The sequence below is a fragment of the Enterococcus sp. AZ149 genome (assembly GCF_051714285.1).
Lineage (GTDB): Bacteria > Bacillota > Bacilli > Lactobacillales > Enterococcaceae > Enterococcus_D > Enterococcus_D entomosocium.
The window spans coordinates 1,077,501-1,098,080 of sequence record NZ_JBIORO010000001.1; the positions used below are offsets into that span (position 1 = coordinate 1,077,501).

Consider the following 20,580-nt stretch of genomic DNA (forward strand, 5'->3'; position numbering starts at 1 on the left):
TCAAATCCGGTTACCGCCTTAGTACTAAATACTAACCTTTCAACATGCCGGCGTGGCGGAATTGGCAGACGCGCTGGACTCAAAATCCAGTGCCCGTTGAGGGCGTGCCGGTTCGACCCCGGCCGCCGGTATCATTGATGTATCAGTCTTTTATAAGATTGATACATTTTTTTGTTTATAAAAGTCTACAAATACGATTTTGGAGGACAACTCATATAGCAAAGATTTTTTTGTTTTGTTACTATTGAAAGCCTTTTCTTAATCTTGTATAGTTTTTACATGAATAGCTGCAAGGAACAGGAAAGAGGGGGGATCAAATTGAAATGGTATGAGAATAGAATCGAATCAGCGATAGATGGGACAAATCCAATGGTGATCAAAGAATTGTCTGGCAGTTTTGCTGTTTATGGCGATGTCCAATTTCTTCCTGGATATTGTGTATTATTACCTAAAAGAGAGGTGGCTTCTTTAAATGATCTAGATTTAAATGAGCGACAGGTTTTCTTAACTGATATGACTCTTTTAGGAGATGCTATAATACAGTCGTGTTCTCCATTGAGAATCAATTATGAACTATTGGGAAATACCGATAACTTTCTTCATGCCCATCTTTTTCCCCGTTATGAATGGGAAACCGGCGAAGCGAAAAAAATGCCTGTTTGGTTGTATGACAAATCCCATTGGACTAATCCAGAGTATCACTATTCAGAAAAAAGAGATGGAGAGCTAAGACAAAAGATAGCCTCTTGTTTAGAAAATGCCTATCGTTTGTCTAATGAACCTTTCTAATCTAGTAACCTCAATAAAAGAACCTCCATGAAGCGATCGCTTCATGGAGGTTCTTTCCTTAGATCAATCAATATACTTAAGAATTGCGACTTCTTTTGGTTTCAGAACTGTCAACTGTTTGGTCTCTTTGGTTAGAAGGTCTACTCCAGCGGCTTTCAGCTTCACTTCTGTTGTCTGCTCGGTATGGTTTAAGAAAAAGACGAGTGTATAGCCAGCACCTTTGCGACAGGTAACGGAGATTTCAGTAGGAGCAGCCAAGAAGTGCTGGGCATGAGTCGTTAATTTGTGATTTTCCAGAATGGTCGCTAAAAATGTAGTTAGTCCTTCAAGAGACAATTCTGTTCCCACGTAATACGCATACCCATCGTCGATCCGGTTCATGGTAATGGCGGGCTTATCGGTCAAATAACCGGATTGGAAGGTTGCCAAAGCTTTCGCACCTTTTAGATGAATGACTTCCTCCCATAGAGAATTGTCGTTCCGATGACCTTGAAAGTCAATCTGATGCTGGGTAGCTGCTTTCATTGGGTAAAACTCTTCTACAATGATCCCTAATGTGTCTCTAAACAAGCCTGGATAGCCCCCAAGATAGACTTGGTCATTTTCATTGACGATCCCACTAAAGAAATTGGTCAAGAAGATACCGCCTTGTTGCACGTAATCATGGATCTTCTTACCGAATGCTTCGGGTGCTGAATAGAGATTTGGGGCGATCACTAAAGGATAGCCATCTAGGGATTCGGAAGGATGGACAAAGTCTACGCTCAAATTTAACGCCCTTAGCGCGGCATACAGGCTGCGTAACTGATGAATGTACTTTAAGGTTCTTGGTTTGGCATCCAATTCCAGCGCCCACCAATTTTCCCAGTCGAAGACAACCGCGACATCAGCCAAGAAGCGCGTCCCAACGATTTCGGATAGTTGCGAAAATTCGTTGCCTAATTGTGCACATTCACGAAAGATACGGCTTGACTGAGGATCTCCGTGAGGCACCATCGCACTATGAAATTTTTCCGCACCGCCACGAGACTGTCGCCATTGGAAGAACATGATACCATCAGCACCATGAGCTAGCGATTCATAACTCCAAAGACGCAACTGGTTGGGTGTCTTGGCCCCGTTGATTTGTCGCCAATTAACAGCGCTTGTGGCTTGCTCCATGATCAAGAATGGCTTTTTCTTCAAACTGCGGGTTAAATCGTTAGCAAGAAATTGCGGGTAAGGGATTTTTTCAAAGGGATTCGGGTACGAATTCCAGCTGACCACATCTATTTCAGGTGCCCATTTAAATCCATCTACGTATTTGTGTAAGCCCATAAGATTGGTCATATAAGGAATGTCATGGGAATATTTTGCGATCGCCGCCTTTTCAATTTGATAAAGTTCCAGATTCATGTCGGAAAGAAACCGACGGTAGTCTAATTGCTGTGCAGGATTTTTGAAGGTTGGCATTGCCTCTGGTAAGAAAATTTCCTCCCAGCTGCCATAGGATTGACTCCAAAACTTCGTTGACCAAGCATCATTCAATCCAGCGATGGTCAGATATTTCTCTGCTAACCATGTCTGAAATCTTTTCCGACAATGATCGCAATAACACTCGTGGATGTGACAGGTATATTCATTATTGATATGCCACATGACCAGCCCTGGATGATTAGCATAACGGTTTGCGACTGCTTCAGACAAATCGGCGGCATATTGACGATAGATAGGGGAAGTCGGACAGTAGTGCTGGCGCGCACCATGAACCAGTCGATTGCCATGAATGGTCACAGGCAGCATCTCAGGGTGTTTTTGAACAAGCCAAGCGGGAGGAGAAGCTGTTCCATTGGCTAGGTCGATCATGATATTGTTTTCATATAAAAGATCCATCAGCCAATCCAGAAATTCAAAATCATAGGTGGATTCATCTGGCTGCAGATTGACCCAGCCAAAAATATTGATACTTACATAGTTCACACCTGCTTCTTTCATTAAGCGCATATCTTCAAGAATGACTTCTTTAGACCATTGTTCAGGATTGTAGTCGGCACCATAGTAAAGCTGACGTTGCGTTTTCATCAAATCGCTCCTTTATAGACGTTTCTTTAGTATCAAGATACTTGAATCATATCAAATATTCATCTGTTTGATAGCGGTATCATTTGAAAATCATGAAATGATCCAAAAAAACAAAGATAGTTCAATCTGGTTTCGCAACTAGGGCTATAGTCCGCCAGTTCTTTTGCCTTGCTGTTTTTTTAACAAAAATATACAATTGAAAAAGGCGGTAAATTAAAGTATCTAGAATTTATATTCTTTATTAGTTGTTTTTTTATCGGGGGTTTCTTTTTTTAAAATGCATGTTTATAACTATATGATCCGAAAAAACTTTGAATCACGAGTAGAAAAAACACGATGAGTCGAAGAAATGAATAATTATGTGATGTAGAATCAAAAAAAAGAATGACATAAGTTATTCTACAAAATTGCCAAGAAGGAGAGAAAAGTCCATGAACCAGCCAATACAGATCTTTTCTGAGATTGCGCCCTTAAAGCGGGTGCTGTTGCATCGTCCAGGAGCAGAATTGGAAAACTTGATGCCGGATTATCTTGATCGCTTGTTGTTCGATGATATTCCTTTTCTAGACCAAGCACAAAAAGAGCATGATTTTTTTGCCGAGACTTTAAGAAACAGAGGGGTGGAAGTCCTTTATTTGGAAGATCTTGCTGCAGAGACATTGTCGACGACCGGTGCCAAAGAAGCTTTTTTAGAAGATTATTTAAATGAGACAACGATCCTTGATGAAGAGATTCGCAACGAAGTGCGCAATTTTTTCCTGTCGATCAAAGATAATCGCTCCTTTATCGATCATACGATGGCGGGCTTGAAAAAAAGTGAGGTAGAAATTCCAAGAGCTAGCAAGTTAACGGCGATCGTTGAAACGGAATATCCTTTTTTGATCGATCCAATGCCAAACTTGTATTTCACGAGAGATCCGTTTGCTACGATTGGTCATAGCGTTTCCTTGAATCGAATGTATTCTGCAACGAGAAGACGAGAAACCCTCTACGGAAAACAAATTTTTACGCACCACCCGATGTTTTCCCGCAATGAGACGAACTTTTTGTATCATCGGGACGAAACGACGCGGATGGAAGGCGGCGATCAGCTGATTTTATCTGATAAAATCGTGGCGATCGGTATCTCTCAACGAACCGAGGTTGCTTCTATCGAAAAAATTGCCGAAACGATTTTTGCTACAGAACCGAGTTTTGAACATATCTTGGCATTTAATATTGGTGAAGAACGAAAATTTATGCACTTAGATACGGTCTTTACGATGGTGGATCATGATAAGTTCACGATCCATCCAGAAATCGAGGGAGAACTTTCGCTGTATTCAATCACTAAACACAAGGACGGTGTGCGAGTATATGAGGAAAAAGATACGTTGGAAAACATTCTTTGCCGTTATTTAGATTTGCCTGAAGTACACTTGATTCGCTGTGGTGGTGACGACTTAGCGGCAGCAGCCAGAGAACAATGGAATGATGGTTCCAATACATTGGCGATCGCCCCAGGGGAAGTCGTGGTCTATGACCGCAATACCATCACCAACGGGTTGTTAAAAGAGGCAGGCGTCAAGTTGAATGAGATCTCAGGAAGTGAATTGGTTCGCGGACGTGGAGGTCCACGCTGTATGAGTATGCCATTTATTCGTGAGTAGGACGAATCTTTGTTATTTTAATTACGGATTTTTGCTTTGAAATTATGAAAGTTAAGAAATAGAAGAGAGAAAAATAAAAGAAAGATTTGAAACGGAATTCTGTTTCTAATCTTTCTTTTTTGTCATCATTTAACCCCCTATAAATTGAAAAGGATTTCTTTTTGTGAAAATGTGTAATTTTTGTGACTTTTATATGTAAAGACTATAAAAAAACGCTAGGAACCTTGTTCTATCGCTAAATTTATGGTACGGTTATATTAGAAAACGGAAATAGGTGAAGGTATTTGCCACTTATTGATTTTTGACACCCTACGATCAGCGAATGCCATATGCTTGATTTGTAGTGGTTTTTTTTGCGGAAAAAAAGGGAAAGCAGGTGAGAAAATGGCAGTAGATGCAATTCGATTATTACAAGAAGCAGAGCAATTTGCTGAAAATAAAAACCAAGAAGCGGAAGCAGAAAAAAAACAATTGGCACAAGAACGCGAAGAACTGTTGAAGGCGTTTAAAAAAGAGTTAGCAGAAAAAGAAGCCCAACAAAAAGAAGCAATCAATCAAAAAATCGCAGCTGAGTTAACACAGTCAAAAGAACCGCTCATGGCTAAAACGAAAGCAGAAGTGGAAACACTACGAACGATCCCTAATGAGTTAAAGGAAGAAGCATTGGCAATAATAATAAATAAGGTTGTGACATAAATGGCAATTGCAAAAATGCAAAAGTTCAGTCTGTTGACCTTTTACGATCAGAAAGAAGCTGTTTTAGAGCAGCTGCAAGACTTTCAGGGCGTAGAACTGCTTTCTTCGGAGAAATACTACGATTCTGAAGAAACGACGGGTGTTTTGACACCGGTTCGCGAGGAACAGTCTGAAGAAGAAATGGAGAACCAGTTTGGTCAAGTCAACTGGAGCTTAAATTTTTTAGAAGAATATGTACCCAAAAAAGGAATGCTGGCACAACTGCGGCAACCAATCAAAAAATATACCCTTCAAGAATTGGCTGAAACAGCCCACACCTATCCCTGGCAAGAATTATGCCAGACCCTTCGTAAACAAGACAAACGTCTTCGCTTGATCGATCAAGAAAAACGCGATGTATTAGCACAAGAAGCAGAGCTGTCGATTTGGAAGTATTTTAAAGAGCGTCCAGCGGTTTTAAAGGAATTAAAAAAATCAGGTGGCTTGCTAGGTTCGATTCCCACTTCTGAAATGACTGACTTCACGACGAACAGTGAGAAGCTGCCGCTCGTCTATGTGGAAACTGTTTATCAATCACAAACAACCACTTATTTACTGGTCCTTTTCCACAAAGATGTAAAAGAAAAAGTAACTTCACTTCTTAAAAAAGTAGCCTTTGAGCAATACATCTACCCTTATGAGGGCATCCCAGAAGAAGATCTGCAAACGATGAAAGAAAAATCCCAACGTTTAATTGATGAAGAAAAAGAGATCAAAGCCTCTCTTCGTGCAATGACAAACGAGCAAGAAACTTTGCGGATCGTTGCCGAGTATTTAGATGGAGCAATCACCCGCTTAAAAAGCAATAAGATGCTTTTACGTTCTACTCATGCGGTCTCGCTTTCTGGCTGGGTTCCTGTTGATGGAACGGCCGAATTAGAAAAACGCATCAAAAAAGGAACCTCGGATAACTATTACCTCGAATACCAAGAAGTGACGGAAAAAGAGATTAGTAATGTGCCGATTTTATTAGAAAACGCACGTTGGATCAAACCTTTTGAAGGACTTGTTCGGATGTACAGCTTGCCGCAATATGACGAGTTAGATCCGACACCATTTATGGCGCCTTTTTATATGGTGGCATTCGGGATGATGGTTGCCGATTTTGGCTATGGTTTGCTTTTGTTTCTGGCGACGTTTCTTGGGAAAAAGCTGTTCCACCTCAGCAAAGGGCTGGAACAAAACTTGACCCTCTTTCAGTTATGCTCGATCCCCACGATTATTTGGGGCTTGATCTATGGCAACTTCTTCGGATTTGAATTCTCATTCCAACTGTTGTCTGCCCAGGATGATGTCAACCAGATCTTAGTCTTATCCGTGATCTTTGGGTACATCCAGATCATGTTTGGTTTGGCGCTGAAATTCTATATTCTATGGAAGAAAAAAGACCAGAAACTGGCTGCGATGTTCCAAGCCGGTTCATGGATCGTCTTTTTGATCAGTGTGGCTTTTGTTGCCGCAGGAATGCTGCTTTTCCCTGACACACCGTTACAAATGATTGGGATCGTAATGATCGCTGCCAGTCTATTAGCAGTGGCCATCGGAGGCAGTTTAGAAGGTAAAACCTTAGCAGGAAAAATCGGTTCTGGATTGTACGGATTGATGGATGTGACCAATTATGTTGGTGACTTGATCAGTTACACCCGTCTGATGGCGTTAGGGGTTGCCGGCGGAAGTATCGCCTCAGCCTTCAACTTGATCATCAGCTACCTGCCGCCAGCAGCCCGGTTTACGGTTGGTATCTTATTATTTGTGGCATTGCATGGCCTAAATATTTTCTTAAGTTACCTTAGTGCGTATGTTCATGGTATCCGTTTGCAGTATTTAGAGTATTTTGGAAAATTCTTTACGGGGGGCGGACGTGCCTTTGACCCCTTCAAATCAAATGAAAACTATGTAGAGATCATCTCAGAAGAGAAGTTACAGGAGGACAATAATGGAAAATTGGATTAGTTTCTTTTACGAAAATGGTGGAATTGTTTTTGCAGCTTTAGGTGTAGCGACCGCAACGATTTGCGGCGGTATCGGATCAACGATTGGTGTTGGGATGACCAGTGAAGCAGCGTCAGGCTTGATCTCAGAGCAGCCAGAGAAATTCGGACAAGCGTTGATCTTAGAGTTGCTGTCTAGTACTCAGGGGTTATACGGGTTCGTAATTTCCTTCATGATCTTTGGTCAAATCAGCGGTTCGCTCTCATTCGATCGCGGATTGTACTTGTTTATTGCTTCATTGCCAATCGCATTAACAGCGATCGTAGCCGGAAAATGGCAAGGACGTGCCGCAAGTGCTGCGATGCAGATTTTAGCCAAAAAACCAGAACATGTGACCAAAGGAATTATCTTGGTAGCGATGATGGAAACGTATTGTATTTTAGGGTTCGTTATTTCCTTCTTGCTTGTCTTGAATTAAGAGGAGGGAAAAGTGAATGTCTGATATTACACGTTTAACTGACAAAATAACCGCTGATGCGGAAAAGAAATACCAGCTGCAAATCAAAGAAGCGAAAAAAGAAAGTGAAAATCAAGAAAACTTGAAGCGAACGCAATTAGAAAAAGAGCTTAGTGAGCGGTTAGCTTTTTATGAAAAAGAAAAACGTGCGGCGATGTATTTGGAAATCTCAGATGTGCATATTCAATCAAGAAACAAGGTCTTGGCAGCAAAGCAGTCGGTCTTAGATGAGCTGTTTACTGAGGCTTTGACCCGTTTAAATACGATGGATCAAGCAGCATTTTATGCGTTTATCGCTAATGGCTTGGCGAATGCAAGGTTAACTGGTGAGGTTGAGTTGCTTTTAGGTGAGAAGACCCGCCATTTAGTGGATGAGGAGCTCCTCGCTAAATTGCAGGCATCTGCCCCAGATGTTCAGCTGAAACTGGTAAATAAAACGATCCCTCGTAAGGGTGGCTTTTTGTTGCGACAAGAAGCGATCGAGTTGAATTTTACTTTTGATGCGCTACTAGAAGCCAACAAAGAAGAGTTAAGCAATACGTTACTGCAATTGATTTTTGAACAGTAAGCAGGTGCAAACAGATGAATGACATCAAATACAATACCTTAAATACGAGAATTCGGACGTATGAATCGCAATTATTCGATCGCAGCCGCTATGAGCGGATGCTCTCGGCTGCTAGCGCAGAAGAAATCTACGGTATGTTGCAAGAAACGGTTTATGGTGACTTCATCAACGAGGATGATCGTGTACACGACTTTGAACATGTGTTGATGGCGGAGTTGAAACGGGTATACGACACGATGTATCAGCTGACACCGGAAAAAGCGATCGTTGATTTCTTTGCTTTGAAATATGACTATCAAAATCTGAAAGTCTTGGTAAAAGCGGCGTACATGCAAGAAGATTTTTCTGAATATCTTGTCCCAATTGGTACCCAGCCGCTTTCCGTCCTTAAGGATCTGGTCAAGACCAGAAAAAGCAATCTTGTTGCCAAAGAGATGGTTGATTGTGTGGAAGAAGTCTTCTCTTATATTGAGAACTACCATGAGGTCCAATCGATCGACATCATCTTTGATAACCACTATTGGGAACAATTGTGGACGATTGGCAAAGAATACGACGACGATCTGCTGCAAAGCTTGATTCGTCGACAAATCGATATTTTCAACATTTCAACAACGTTGCGCAGTTACGCGATGAAACGCAAGCGCGGCTTTATCAGCGCAGTTTTAGCCGATCATGGAAACCTACCTGCAAAAGAATTGTTAGCTGAGATCACGACTTCCCTTGAGGCATTTGTGGCATATTTACAAGGGACTCCTTATAAAGAACTGATCAATCACAGCTATGAAGAGTTGGTAGAGAAGAAGACCTTGAATACCTTTGATATACGCAAAGACAATTTTCTAATGGCGAAGCTCAAAGAACATAAAATTGTTCCTTTTGGCCCTTCAGCATTGGCAGGGTACTTGTACGCCAAGGAAATTGAAAGCAAGAACTTGCGTATTCTCCTGATTGGGAAAATCAATAAGGTGCCGGAAGAGATTTTAAGAAGTCGGGTGCGTGATAGTTATGCATAAAAAAATAGCAATGATGGGTGGTAAGAACTCGATCTTGCCTTTCAAAGGGCTAGGGATCGACATCTTTCCAGTCAGCGATTTGGATGAAGCCGCCCAACAACTAGAAGAAATGGCTGAAGCCTATGGGGTAATCTTTTTGACTGAGCGACTGATCGAACAATTAGAACCGATCGTTCGCCGCTATGAAGAAGCACCGACACCAGCGATCATTCCGATTCCAAGTAGTACGGGTAGTTTAGGGATCGGCATGGCACGAATTCAGCAAAATGTGGAAAAAGCGGTAGGAATGAATATATTAGATTCATAACAGACAAGTCAGCCAGCTAGGAGGAATAAATGTGGCATTTGGCACAATTGAAAAAGTATCGGGACCACTGGTCACCGCCTCAGGATTAAGTGGCGCAAAAATCCACGAAATCTGCAAAGTCAGTGACAAGGGCCTTATCGGTGAGATCATTGAGATCAAAAAAGGGCTGGTTTCGATCCAAGTATACGAAGAAACAGCGGGAATCGGACCAGGCGAGCCCGTGGAAACGACAGGCGCACCATTGTCTGTCGAACTAGCACCAGGTTTGTTGACTCAGATGTTTGATGGGATCCAACGACCATTAGATACGTTTATGTCGCAAACAGAAAGTGATTTTTTGGAACGAGGGGTTACCATCGATCCACTGAATCGCCAAAAGAAATGGACCTTTGTCCCTCAAGTACAAGTCGGTGATACCGTACAAGGTGGCGACATTTTAGGTTCAGTACAAGAAACATCGGTGATCGAGCATAAGATCATGGTGCCACCAAACTATGAAGGAACCGTCAAAGAAATCATGGTAGGGAATTTTGCTATTACTGAAGTGATCTGTGTCTTAGAAACCATTGAGGGTGAAAAAAACTTGACGATGGTTCAGAAATGGCCGGTTCGTCAACCACGTCCCGTTACTGCTAAATTAAATCCAGGCGAACCGCTGGTCACTGGTCAGCGCGTCATCGACACCTATTTTCCAGTGGCAAAAGGCGGCTCAGCTGCCGTTCCCGGACCATTTGGTGCCGGAAAAACGGTTGTTCAGCACCAAATTGCTAAATGGTCGGATGTGGATATCGTTGTCTATGTCGGCTGTGGCGAGCGAGGCAATGAAATGCGGGATGTTATGAATGAATTTCCTGAACTGATCGACCCAAATACCGGCAAGTCCATCATGGAACGAACGGTCTTGATCGCCAATACGTCGAATATGCCAGTTGCTGCTCGGGAAGCCTCAATCTATACAGGAATCACGATTGCAGAATATTACCGTGACATGGGCTATAGTGTTGCTATCATGGCAGACTCAACATCACGTTGGGCAGAAGCGCTGCGGGAAATGAGTGGACGATTGCAAGAGATCCCAGGAGATGAAGGCTATCCGGCGTACCTTGGAAGTCGAATTGCGGAATACTATGAGCGAGCAGGGCGTTTCCATTCATTAGGCACACAACCTCGGGAAGGAAGCATTACCGCAATTGGTGCGGTTTCACCTGCTGGTGGAGACATCTCAGAACCGGTCACCCAAAATACCTTACGAATCGTGAAAGTCTTCTGGGCATTGGATAGTATGCTGGCGCAAAAACGGCATTTTCCTTCCATCAACTGGATGAATTCCTATTCCCTTTACGAAGATCAAATCAATTCTTATTTAGATCAATTATTAGGCGATCGCTGGTCGGAGCTAGTCAATGAATCAATGGCGATTCTCCAAGAAGAAAGCCGTTTAGAAGAAATCGTTCAATTGGTAGGGATGGATTCTCTTTCTCAAAGAGACCGTTTGACAATGATGACAGCCCGTTCTTTGAGACAAGATTACTTGCAGCAAAACGCCTTTGATGACGTTGACACGTATACATCTCGCAATAAGCAGTTCAAAATGTTGGAGAATATTCTTTACTTTAATGAACAAGCCCAACGTGCACTGCAGCTAGGTGCTTACTTAGATGAGATCACAAAAGGAACGGTTGATCTGCGTGAGCGCATCGCCCGCAGCAAATACATTCCTGAAGAAGAATTGACCCGCTTGGATACGATCAAGCATGACATCAAAGAAAAGTTACAACGAATCATTGAAACTGGAGGTGTTCATTGATGTTAAAAGAATATCGTACAGTTTCCGAAATTGCCGGCCCTTTAATGGTGGTCGAAAATGTTCGAGGCGTTAAATTCGACGAACTCGTTGAGGTCCGCATGGACACAGGCGAGATCCGTCAAGGTCAAGTACTGGAAGTCAGTGATGACAATGCTGTTGTCCAAGTATTTGAAGGTACCAGTAATTTGAGTGCTGAAGAAAGCAAAGCAAGGTTTCTAGGAACTGGTTTAACTTTAGGGGTTTCTCTAGATATGATGGGTCGGGTTTTTGACGGTTTAGGAAAACCAAAAGATAATGGCCCGAGAATCTTGCCCGAAAAACGCATCGATGTAAACGGTGAAGCCATCAATCCGATGGCACGGGACTTCCCGGATGAATTTATCCAAACTGGGATCTCAACGATCGATCATTTAAATACATTAGTTCGTGGACAAAAATTACCAATCTTTTCTGCTTCTGGTTTGCCTCATAAAGAGATCGCTGCTCAAATCGCACGACAAGCAACAGTACCCAGCCAAGAAGGCAATTTTGCGATCGTCTTCGCAGCAATTGGGATTCCGTTTGAAGAAGCTGAATTTTTCGTGGATGAATTCCGCAAAACCGGTGCATTAGATCGATCTGTTTTGTTTATGAACCTTGCCAACGATCCAGCAATCGAACGGATCGCTACTCCTAAGATGGCATTGACTGCAGCAGAGTATTTGGCTTTTGAAAAAGGCATGCACGTCTTAGTGATCATGACCGATATGACGAACTATTGCGAAGCATTGCGAGAAATCTCCGCTGCCCGCCGAGAAGTTCCGGGACGTCGCGGCTACCCAGGGTATCTATACACCAACTTAGCTACACTGTATGAACGGGCAGGACGTTTGATGGGCAAAGAAGGATCGGTTACACAGATTCCGATCTTAACGATGCCAGATGGCGATAAAACCCACCCGATTCCTGATTTGACTGGCTATATCACAGAAGGACAAATCATTTTGTCGCGGGACCTTTACAAACGCAATATCAATCCGCCAGTGGATATTTTGCCAAGTCTTTCTCGGTTGAAGGACAAAGGAACGGGAGAAGGTAAGACCCGTGCAGATCATGCGGCAACGATGAATCAAATTTATGCCGCCTATTCCGATGGGAAAGCTGCCAAAGAGTTATCGATCGTTTTAGGAGAGTCTGCCTTGTCTGATCTTGATAAAAAGTACGCGCGTTTTGCAGATCTTTTCGAAAAAGAGTATGTCAACCAGGGATTTGAAACCAACCGGACGATTGAAGAAACGTTAGATTTAGGCTGGAAGCTATTAGCTACCTTGCCAAAACAAGAGTTGAGCCGTATCAAAGAAGAATTTATCGACGCCTATTACCCAACGGACGAGGATGTGAGTTCTTAATGGCGATCTTAAATGTCAATCCAACTCGGATGGAACTAAGTCGTTTGAAAAAACGGCTGACGACGGCAACCCGTGGTCACAAATTATTGAAAGACAAGCAAGATGAGCTGGTGCGCCAATTCATTCAGCTAGTAAAGAAAAACCAGAAGCTTCGTAAAAAAATGGAAACTGCGCTGCAAGCAGGGATGGAAGAGTATGTGCTGGCTTCTAGTAGTATTCCCGATGTCGTTTTGCAAGAAGCATTTATGATCCCTTTAAATAAAGTGACCCTAGATGTACAAAGTCGGACCATCATGAATATGGATGTGCCAGTGTTAAATCCTGTTTACGAAGAAGAGAGCTCCGATGATGACTTTTCCTACGGTTTTGTAAGTACCACCAGTGAGCTGGATCTCTCGTTGTCTCATCTTGATCAGATGCTGCCAGTGATGCTTCAGTTGGCCGAAATCGAGAAAACCTGTCAACTGATGGCCAATGAGATCGAGCGGACGAGGCGAAGAGTCAATGCGTTAGAGTATATGACGATTCCCAAGCTGACGGAAACCATTCAATACATCGAAAGCAATCTGGCAGAAGACGAACGAGCAACATTGACCCGCTTGATGAAGGTCACAGATATCATTGCGGAAAATGAAGCAAAGTAAGGATTTTGCCAATCATTTGGAAGAATCAAAAAAGGCACGTAGAAGGGGGTTCCTTTCTACGTGTCTTTTTGCTTGTTAAGAGCGTAAGAGCAGTTGGTCATCTTTTAATTCAGCACCGCTATTTTGATGGAACATTTCCATCAATTCAGGGACGGTTAAATGTTGCTTTTGCTCACCGGCAATATCCACGACGATCTTGCCTTGATGAAGCATGATCAGGCGATTGCCATAGCGAATGGCATCTTCCATATCATGAGTAACCATGAAGGCCGTCAACTGCTGTGAACGAATCAATTGATCGGTCAATGCCATGACAGTCAACGAGGTTTTTGGATCTAGGGCAGCGGTATGTTCATCTAATAAAATCAATTTAGGTTGTTGCAACGTTGCCATCAAGAGGGTAATCGCTTGACGCTGTCCGCCTGATAACAAACCGATCTCGGCAGAAAGACGATTTTCTAAGCCTAAGTTTAGACTGGCTAATTTTTCTTGGAAAAACGCGCGATTTTTTGCTTTGACGCCTGTCGCAAACCCTCGGACTTGGCCCCGTTTGTAAGCAAGTGCTAAGTTTTCTTCAACAGTCAAACGAACCGCTGTCCCCATACGTGGATCTTGAAAGACTCGGCTAATATCCTTTGAGCGTTTCGTAACGGATAAACGGGTGATGTCTTTCCCATCTAAGGTGATTTTTCCTTGTTCTGTTGGGATCGTTCCTGCAATACTGTTTAAAAGGGTCGATTTTCCGGCACCATTGCCACCGATGATCGTGATAAAATCTCCGGCATTCATCGTCAGGTCAATGCCTCGCAAGACATGGTTCTCATTGATCGTCCCTTTTTCAAAGGTTTGGTGTAGATTTTCGATTGTTAAGACTGAAGTCATTAGGATTGGCCTCCTTTGGTTTTTGGCAGCATCTTTTTAAGTACTAGTTTTGAACGAAGCTGCGGTAACGAGAGGCAGATGACTAAGACGATTGCGGATGCCAGTTTGATATCATTGGCTTCGACATTGAACTCGAAAACGACGGCCAGGATAAAGCGATAAACGATCGCTCCAATCACGATGGTGATCAACCGCAAAAGCAAAGATTTATTGGCAAATAAAACTTCTGCAATAATGATCGATGCTAAGCCAATCACGATCGTACCGATTCCGGAGTTTAGGTCAGCAAAACCGTTGTTTTGGGCTAAAAGAGCACCTGAAAGGGCGATACAGCCGTTAGAGATCATGTAACCGATGATCTTCATATTATCGGTGTTGATGCCGTTGGCTTCACTCATAGCTAAATTATCGCCTGTTGCGCGCAATGCTAAGCCGATCTCTGTACGGAAAAAGAGGAACAAGCACAAAATGACGATAGCTGCGAAGAGAAAGCCCGCAAGAATCACGGCATTGTTTTTGGTCAGACCCATTGCTTGAAATTGGGTGAAGACCGTGTCTTGTCCTAACAAGGCAATGTTGGGAGCACCCATCACACGATTTGTGATGGAATAAAGCCCAGTCATCGTGATGATCCCGGCCAACAAGGCTGGGATCTTTAGTTTTGTATGCAGTAGTCCGGATACCAAGCCGGCTAACATGCCACCGCCAAAGCCCATCAAACTGGCTAGTATGGGGGAGACGCCATTCGTAATACTGATTGCAGCGATCCCTGCACCTAATGGAAAACTTCCTTCTGCAGTTAAATCAGCGATATCCAGAATACGGAAGGTCAAAAATACTCCGATTGCCAGCAATGCCCAAAGGATCCCTTGAGAGGTGGCAGATTGTAGTAATAGTAAGAACGTGTCGACTAAATTCATATGATTTCCTCAAATCTAAAATAGTATGGTTATTCTGGGGCAGTGATGCTGGCAGGATCAATCCCTAAAGCTGCAGCCATTTCTTCATTGACGACTAACTCTAAATTCTCCGCTGTTTCAACGGGTGTGGTAGCTGGTTCTGCATCGCCATCTAAAATTTTTGCTGCTAGTTTTCCTGTTTGAATGCCTAGTGATTTATAGTCAATACCATAAGTTGCTAGAGCTCCATCATCGACTTGTTCCACGGAACCTGCGACGATCGGTGTTTTGGTTTCTTTCGCCACTTCACCGACGATTGCAGCAGCAGAGGCAAAGGTATTATCTGTTGGAATATAAATGCCATCGACATCTTTTGCCAGGCTAGTGGTCACTTGCTGCACATCATTGGTGGTATTGGCGGTCAATACTTTAACGTCGACTCCAGCAGCTTTTAAGGCTTCTTCTGCCAAGTCTGCTTGAATTTTCGAGTTAGCTTCACCTGCATTATACATAATGCCGATCGTCTTGGCGTCAGGGACGATGCTTAACAGCAAATTGATCTGCTGCTCAATGGGTACCATGTCTGACGTACCGGTGATGTTGCGACCGGGTTCTTCATTTGAGTCGGCTAATTTTGCCCCAACTAAGTCAGTAACTGCGGTAACCACGATTGGGGTATCAGTGGTTTCATTTGCTAACGAAACAGCAGCAGGCGTAGCGATGCCCAATAAAAGATCAGGGTTGGCATTCACTAGGCGTTCGCTCATACTTTTTAAGTTGTCTTGACTGTTTTGCGCATTTTGGTATTCGATCATCAGGTTTTCACCTTCTGTGTAGCCCGCTTCTGCTAAGCCTTCTTTAAATCCTTCGTAGGCGGCATTCAAGGAGCCATGTTCCACGAGTTGCAAGACACCGACTGTTTTTGATCCGTCGTTTCCCTCAGAAGCATTGTTTGATTCCCCACAAGCTGCCAGTGCCAGTAGTGAAGCCGTTAATAATCCAGTTGTGATCCATTTTTTCATTTTCATTGTAACTCCTCCTATAAACGTTTCTTTTTTAATTGGGGTTTACCTGAACAAAAAAATCCATTCAGACAATCGTCTAAATGGATTCGATCCTATACCAAGCGTAAACGTATATTGGCAACCATTTAGAAGATTTTCTACATGGCTGCAAGTTCAAGTTAAAATGCTTTAGCCATCATAGATACAAACAAAACTCGTTTTGCGGTTTGCATCCATAATGTGTTATGAATACAAACTATCTAAAGTAGCTAAAGTAAAAGATATTCAGTTGTGGGGACACGGTCGTTTTTAACATAAAAAAGTTCCTCCATACTTGAATTGTTTTTAGTATAGACAAAAAAAAGCGGACTGTCAAATGTTTTTCCTGAATTATCTGAAAATTTTTGAATAACAATCAGAAAAAGTCTGAAAAAGATGCTTTGTTTCAACAAATTAAAAAGAAAGAAAAAAACTTTGTTTCATCAAGCTTTCTTGCTTGAAAATAAACAAAGTTTTTCTAAACATCACTCGTTTTCTTCTTTATAATAACGAATGGTATTTTTGATTTCACGAATACTGTAAAGCAGATCATCCTCAAAGGATTGATCTTGATCAATATCGATGGTCTCATTGAACATTGCTTCGTATTCAGCGATCGTTAGTTTTTGACGGGCATCAAGTAACGTTTGGTGAGCAGCTTGTGCTAACTGTTTTTCATAACCGGGTACCAATACGCCGCTGAAAAATTCAGCAACCGCTCCTGAGCCGTAACTAAACAGTCCTATCCGATCATTGGCTTGCAAGCTGGAGGAATTTTCTAATAAAGAGATCAAGCCTAGGTACAATGAACCCGTATACAAGTTGCCGGTCCGACGACTGTAAACGATCGATTCTTCATAGCGAGCCATCAGGCGTTCTTGTTGCGTTTCTTCTTCTTCGGCAAAAACAGCCAATAAGGCTTTTTTTCCCATTTTTGTATAAGGAATATGGAAACTCAATGCAGCGTAATCTTTTGCTGTGCGTTGCGTTTTTTCGCAATGGGCTTGCCAAACTTGTTTAAAGGAATCGATATAGACGGCATTTGACAAGTGGCCATCTACCATTGGATATTGATGACCAACGGGACGCCAAAAATCATAAATGTCTTGCGTCAACATCAAATTATCGTTATCCAACTGCAAAATCGCTGGATCTGCAGAGATCAGCATAGCAACTGCACCTACGCCTTGAGTGGGCTCTCCACCGGAAGCTAAGCCATACCGGGCGATGTCTGAAGCCACCACCAAAACTTTGCTTTTTGGATTGGCTTGTACGTGGGCTTTAGCAAACTGTAAGCCTGCTGTTGCGCCATAACACGCTTCTTTGATTTCAAAGGAGCGGGCAAATGGTTGAATACCCAATAGGCGATGCAAAACCACTGCCGAAGCCTTTGATTCATCGATGCCGGATTCTGTGCCGACGATCACCATATCAATTGCTTGTAAATCTTCTTTTGTGAGGATATCTTTTGCCGCATGCATGGCAAAGGTGACGATATCTTGCGTTTTTTTATTGACCGCCATTTGATCTTGACCGATCCCGATCGTAAATTTATTTGGGTCGACCTCTCGGGCGTGAGCTAGATCAACCATATCTATAAAATAGGGGGGGACATAAAAATTTATTTTATCAATACCAACGTTCATTCTGTCGCTCCTTTATGTTCTACGTACTTAGTAGGCTACACGTTCTAAGGTATCATATTTTTTGAAAAAAATGAAAAAGAATTGATTAGAATTTAAACTTTATTAAAGAAAGTAGAAAAGGGCACAGCAAGCTGATGTGGGGTATTCTTTTTTGGAGGATTTAATGATATATTTCAAGAGGAGGTGACGTACGTGGAAGAAGTTGTCATTATCGACGCACTAAGAACGCCAATTGGCAAATACCATGGGTCATTAAAAGAATATTCAGCAGTAGAATTAGGAACAATTGCTGCGAAAGCCTTGTTGGCAAGAAACCAACAAGCAAAAGAACATATCGCACAAGTGATTATCGGAAATGTCCTGCAAGCAGGCAGTGGGCAAAATCCAAGTCGCCAAGTTTCCCTGCAAAGTGGGCTTTCTTCAGATATTCCAGCCTCAACGATCAACGAAGTTTGCGGTTCGGGAATGAAAGCGATTCTAATGGGCATGGAGCAAATTCAGTTAAACAAGGCATCAGTCGTCTTGACTGGTGGGATCGAAAGTATGACGAATGCGCCGCTATTCAGTTATTATAACAAGGCGGATGATCAGTATTCAAATCCAGTATCAACAATGATGCATGATGGCTTAACAGACGCTTTTAGTAGCAAACCGATGGGCTTAACGGCTGAGACTGTTGCAGAAAGATATGGCATCACTCGACAAGAACAAGATGAATTTGCCTACCACTCCCAAATGAAGGCTGCCAAAGCACAAGCGGAAAAGAAATTTGAGCAAGAGATCGTACCCGTGACCGAAAAGTCTGCTACCGTTTCCCAGGATGAAGGCATTCGCGCCGCTACGACAGTCGAAAAATTAGCTGAACTAAAAACGGTTTTCAAAAAGGACGGTACGGTGACTGCTGGGAATGCCTCAACCATCAATGATGGGGCTGCCATGGTCTTGATCGCCTCAAAAAGCTATTGTGAGGAGCATCAGATTCCTTATCTGGCAGTGATCAAAGAGATCGTTGAAGTTGGCTTTGCCCCAGAGATCATGGGAATCTCACCAATCAAAGCAATCGATACTTTGCTGAAAAAGCAAGCACTGTCGATTGAAGACATCGGTATTTTTGAAATCAATGAAGCCTTTGCAGCTTCCTCGATCGTAGTAGAACGTGAACTTGGTTTGGATCCCAAGAAAGTCAACCGTTACGGTGGGGGCATTTCCCTTGGCCATGCGATTGGAGCAACCGGTGCTCGGATCGCAACGACCGTCGCTTATCAGCTAAAAGACACACAAGAACGTTATGGGATCGCCTCTTTATGTGTCGGTGGCGGGTTAGGGCTAGCGATGCTGTTAGAAAACTCTTCGGCGGCAGCAAGTCAAGCCGATTTTCATGAAGAGTCGGCATCAGAAAAAACAGAAAAAAAAAAGTTTTACGCCCTTACGCCTAACGAACGACTAACCTTTCTTGAAGCACAAGGGGCGATCACAGCAGCCGAATCCTTGGTTTTTCAAGAAATGGCATTAGACAAGGAAACTTCCAATCACTTGATCGAAAACCAGATCAGTGAAGTGGAGATTCCCTTAGGTGTGGGGTTGAATCTGCAAGTGAATGGCAAGAGATACAATGTCCCGTTAGCCACAGAAGAACCTTCTGTGATTGCAGCGATGAGCAATGGAGCAAAAATGGCTGGGCCCATTACAACGACCAGTCAAGAACGTTTGCTTCGAGGCCAGATCGTCTTTATGACTGTTCAGGACCCGGATGCCATTTTGGCAAAAGTCAACACAGAGCAAGCGGCGATTTTTGCAGTGGCGAACGCGGCGTATCCCTCGATCGTAAAACGCGGTGGGGGCTTACGACGAGTGATTAGTCGGAACTTCTCGCCAACAGAATCTGAATTAGCAACAGCCTATGTCTCAATCGATTTGTTGGTTGATGTCAAAGATGCCATGGGCGCCAACATCATCAATTCGATTTTAGAAGGAGTGGCCGACCTCTTTCGGAAGTGGTTCCCAGAAGAAGAAATTCTCTTTAGTATTTTAAGTAATCTTGCCACGGAATCGTTAGTAACAGCCACTTGCTCCGTGCCTTTTGACAAACTGAGCAAGATCGGAAAGGGTAGACAAGTTGCCGAAAAAATCGTTCATGCAGCTGATTTTGCCAAGATTGATCCATATCGTGCCGCCACCCATAACAAAGGGATCATGAATGGCGTTGAAGCGCTGATTTTGGCTACCGGAAATGACACTCGCGCCGTTTCGGCAGCTTGTCATGGCTATGCTGCCCGTAATGGTCGCATGCAAGGGCTGACTTCTTGGAAAATAGTAGAAGACCGTTTGATTGGTAGTATCACACTTCCGTTGGCGATCGCCACAGTCGGGGGTGCCACAAAAGTATTGCCAAAAGCCCAAGCGGCGTTGGCTTTGACCGGTGTTGAAACGGCGAGTGAGTTAGCTTCGCTGGCGGCAAGTGTCGGGTTGGCTCAGAATCTGGCAGCTTTGCGGGCATTGGTTTCAGAAGGAATTCAGCAAGGCCATATGAGCATGCAAGCCCGTTCATTAGCTATTTCAGTTGGGGCAAAAGGAACTGAGATCGATCAGCTGGCAGCTAAGCTGCGAGCGGCGAGTCAAATGAACCAAGAGCAAGCCCGTAAATTTTTAACAGAAATACGCAACTAAAAAAGGTTCTCTAGGGAAATTCCTAGAGAA

General features: G+C 43.1%; 17 protein-coding genes and 2 tRNA genes (1 of these 19 cut by a window edge). 14 read left to right on the forward strand and 5 right to left on the reverse strand.

Annotated elements, in window-relative coordinates:
• From IGI94_RS05090 to IGI94_RS05100, 3 genes are all read left to right on the forward strand, one after another.
• A tRNA-Cys gene (locus IGI94_RS05090) sits at positions 1-19 on the forward strand (it extends 52 nt beyond the left edge of the window).
• A 27-nt stretch (positions 20-46) separates the two neighbouring features.
• Positions 47-131: transfer RNA gene (locus IGI94_RS05095), tRNA-Leu, on the forward strand.
• Between the two features lie 148 nt (positions 132-279).
• On the forward strand, positions 280-789 hold the full coding sequence (locus IGI94_RS05100; RefSeq protein WP_087664366.1) for an HIT family protein: 510 nt from the start codon (positions 280-282) through the stop codon (positions 787-789).
• Positions 790-852: 63 nt separating this feature from the next.
• Here the strand turns inward: IGI94_RS05100 and IGI94_RS05105 are convergent, their stop codons facing one another.
• Positions 853-2,850 (reverse strand): beta-galactosidase, encoded by a 1,998-nt coding sequence (locus IGI94_RS05105; RefSeq protein WP_438899514.1) that lies wholly within the window; start codon positions 2,848-2,850, stop codon positions 853-855.
• Positions 2,851-3,281: 431 nt separating this feature from the next.
• Between IGI94_RS05105 and arcA the strand changes: the two genes are divergently transcribed.
• The 10 genes from arcA to IGI94_RS05155 all read left to right on the forward strand — a co-directional run bounded on the left by arcA (position 3,282) and on the right by IGI94_RS05155 (position 13,413).
• Positions 3,282-4,499 carry an arginine deiminase gene (gene arcA, locus IGI94_RS05110; protein ID WP_008380978.1) on the forward strand — a complete coding sequence of 406 codons (1,218 nt, stop codon included), beginning with the start codon at positions 3,282-3,284 and terminating at the stop codon, positions 4,497-4,499.
• A gap of 384 nt (positions 4,500-4,883) precedes the next feature.
• Positions 4,884-5,195, forward strand: a complete 312-nt coding sequence (locus tag IGI94_RS05115) for a hypothetical protein (RefSeq protein WP_438899515.1) — start codon at positions 4,884-4,886, stop codon at positions 5,193-5,195.
• Positions 5,196-7,187, forward strand: a complete 1,992-nt coding sequence (locus tag IGI94_RS05120) for a V-type ATP synthase subunit I (protein ID WP_438899516.1) — start codon at positions 5,196-5,198, stop codon at positions 7,185-7,187.
• Positions 7,171-7,644 (forward strand): V-type ATP synthase subunit K, encoded by a 474-nt coding sequence (locus IGI94_RS05125; RefSeq protein ID WP_005237160.1) that lies wholly within the window; start codon positions 7,171-7,173, stop codon positions 7,642-7,644. The genes IGI94_RS05120 and IGI94_RS05125 overlap by 17 nt, the downstream gene beginning before the upstream one ends.
• 16 nt (positions 7,645-7,660) lie before the next feature.
• Positions 7,661-8,251 carry a V-type ATP synthase subunit E gene (locus tag IGI94_RS05130; protein WP_061053898.1) on the forward strand — a complete coding sequence of 197 codons (591 nt, stop codon included), beginning with the start codon at positions 7,661-7,663 and terminating at the stop codon, positions 8,249-8,251.
• A gap of 14 nt (positions 8,252-8,265) precedes the next feature.
• Positions 8,266-9,267, forward strand: coding sequence for a V-type ATP synthase subunit C (locus IGI94_RS05135; protein ID WP_005237156.1), 1,002 nt, complete (start codon positions 8,266-8,268; stop codon positions 9,265-9,267).
• Entirely contained in the window at positions 9,260-9,574 is a 315-nt protein-coding gene (locus IGI94_RS05140; RefSeq protein WP_005237155.1) for a V-type ATP synthase subunit F, read from the forward strand. The genes IGI94_RS05135 and IGI94_RS05140 overlap by 8 nt, the downstream gene beginning before the upstream one ends.
• 31 nt (positions 9,575-9,605) lie before the next feature.
• A complete protein-coding gene (locus tag IGI94_RS05145; RefSeq protein ID WP_008380990.1) occupies positions 9,606-11,381 on the forward strand; it encodes a V-type ATP synthase subunit A in 1,776 nt (591 codons plus the stop codon).
• A complete protein-coding gene (locus IGI94_RS05150) occupies positions 11,381-12,769 on the forward strand; it encodes a V-type ATP synthase subunit B (protein WP_005237151.1) in 1,389 nt (462 codons plus the stop codon). Before IGI94_RS05145 ends, IGI94_RS05150 begins: the two co-directional genes overlap by 1 nt.
• Positions 12,769-13,413 carry a V-type ATP synthase subunit D gene (locus IGI94_RS05155; protein ID WP_016613064.1) on the forward strand — a complete coding sequence of 215 codons (645 nt, stop codon included), beginning with the start codon at positions 12,769-12,771 and terminating at the stop codon, positions 13,411-13,413. The genes IGI94_RS05150 and IGI94_RS05155 overlap by 1 nt, the downstream gene beginning before the upstream one ends.
• A gap of 75 nt (positions 13,414-13,488) precedes the next feature.
• Here the strand turns inward: IGI94_RS05155 and IGI94_RS05160 are convergent, their stop codons facing one another.
• From IGI94_RS05160 to IGI94_RS05175, 4 genes are all read right to left on the reverse strand, one after another.
• Complete coding sequence (locus IGI94_RS05160; RefSeq protein WP_005237149.1) at positions 13,489-14,295, reverse strand: ABC transporter ATP-binding protein; 807 nt, start codon at positions 14,293-14,295, stop codon at positions 13,489-13,491.
• Complete coding sequence (locus IGI94_RS05165) at positions 14,295-15,215, reverse strand: ABC transporter permease (protein WP_438899517.1); 921 nt, start codon at positions 15,213-15,215, stop codon at positions 14,295-14,297. The genes IGI94_RS05160 and IGI94_RS05165 overlap by 1 nt, the downstream gene beginning before the upstream one ends.
• 29 nt (positions 15,216-15,244) lie before the next feature.
• Positions 15,245-16,222 carry an ABC transporter substrate-binding protein gene (locus IGI94_RS05170; RefSeq protein WP_086332194.1) on the reverse strand — a complete coding sequence of 326 codons (978 nt, stop codon included), beginning with the start codon at positions 16,220-16,222 and terminating at the stop codon, positions 15,245-15,247.
• 500 nt (positions 16,223-16,722) lie between these two features.
• The gene (locus tag IGI94_RS05175) at positions 16,723-17,883 is read right to left on the reverse strand and encodes a hydroxymethylglutaryl-CoA synthase (protein WP_016613067.1); all 1,161 of its coding nucleotides are present in this window, start codon (positions 17,881-17,883) and stop codon (positions 16,723-16,725) included.
• Positions 17,884-18,075: 192 nt separating this feature from the next.
• On the opposite strand from IGI94_RS05175, the gene IGI94_RS05180 reads away from it, so the two are divergent.
• Entirely contained in the window at positions 18,076-20,550 is a 2,475-nt protein-coding gene (locus tag IGI94_RS05180; protein ID WP_086332195.1) for a hydroxymethylglutaryl-CoA reductase, degradative, read from the forward strand.
• Positions 20,551-20,580 lie beyond the last annotated feature (30 nt).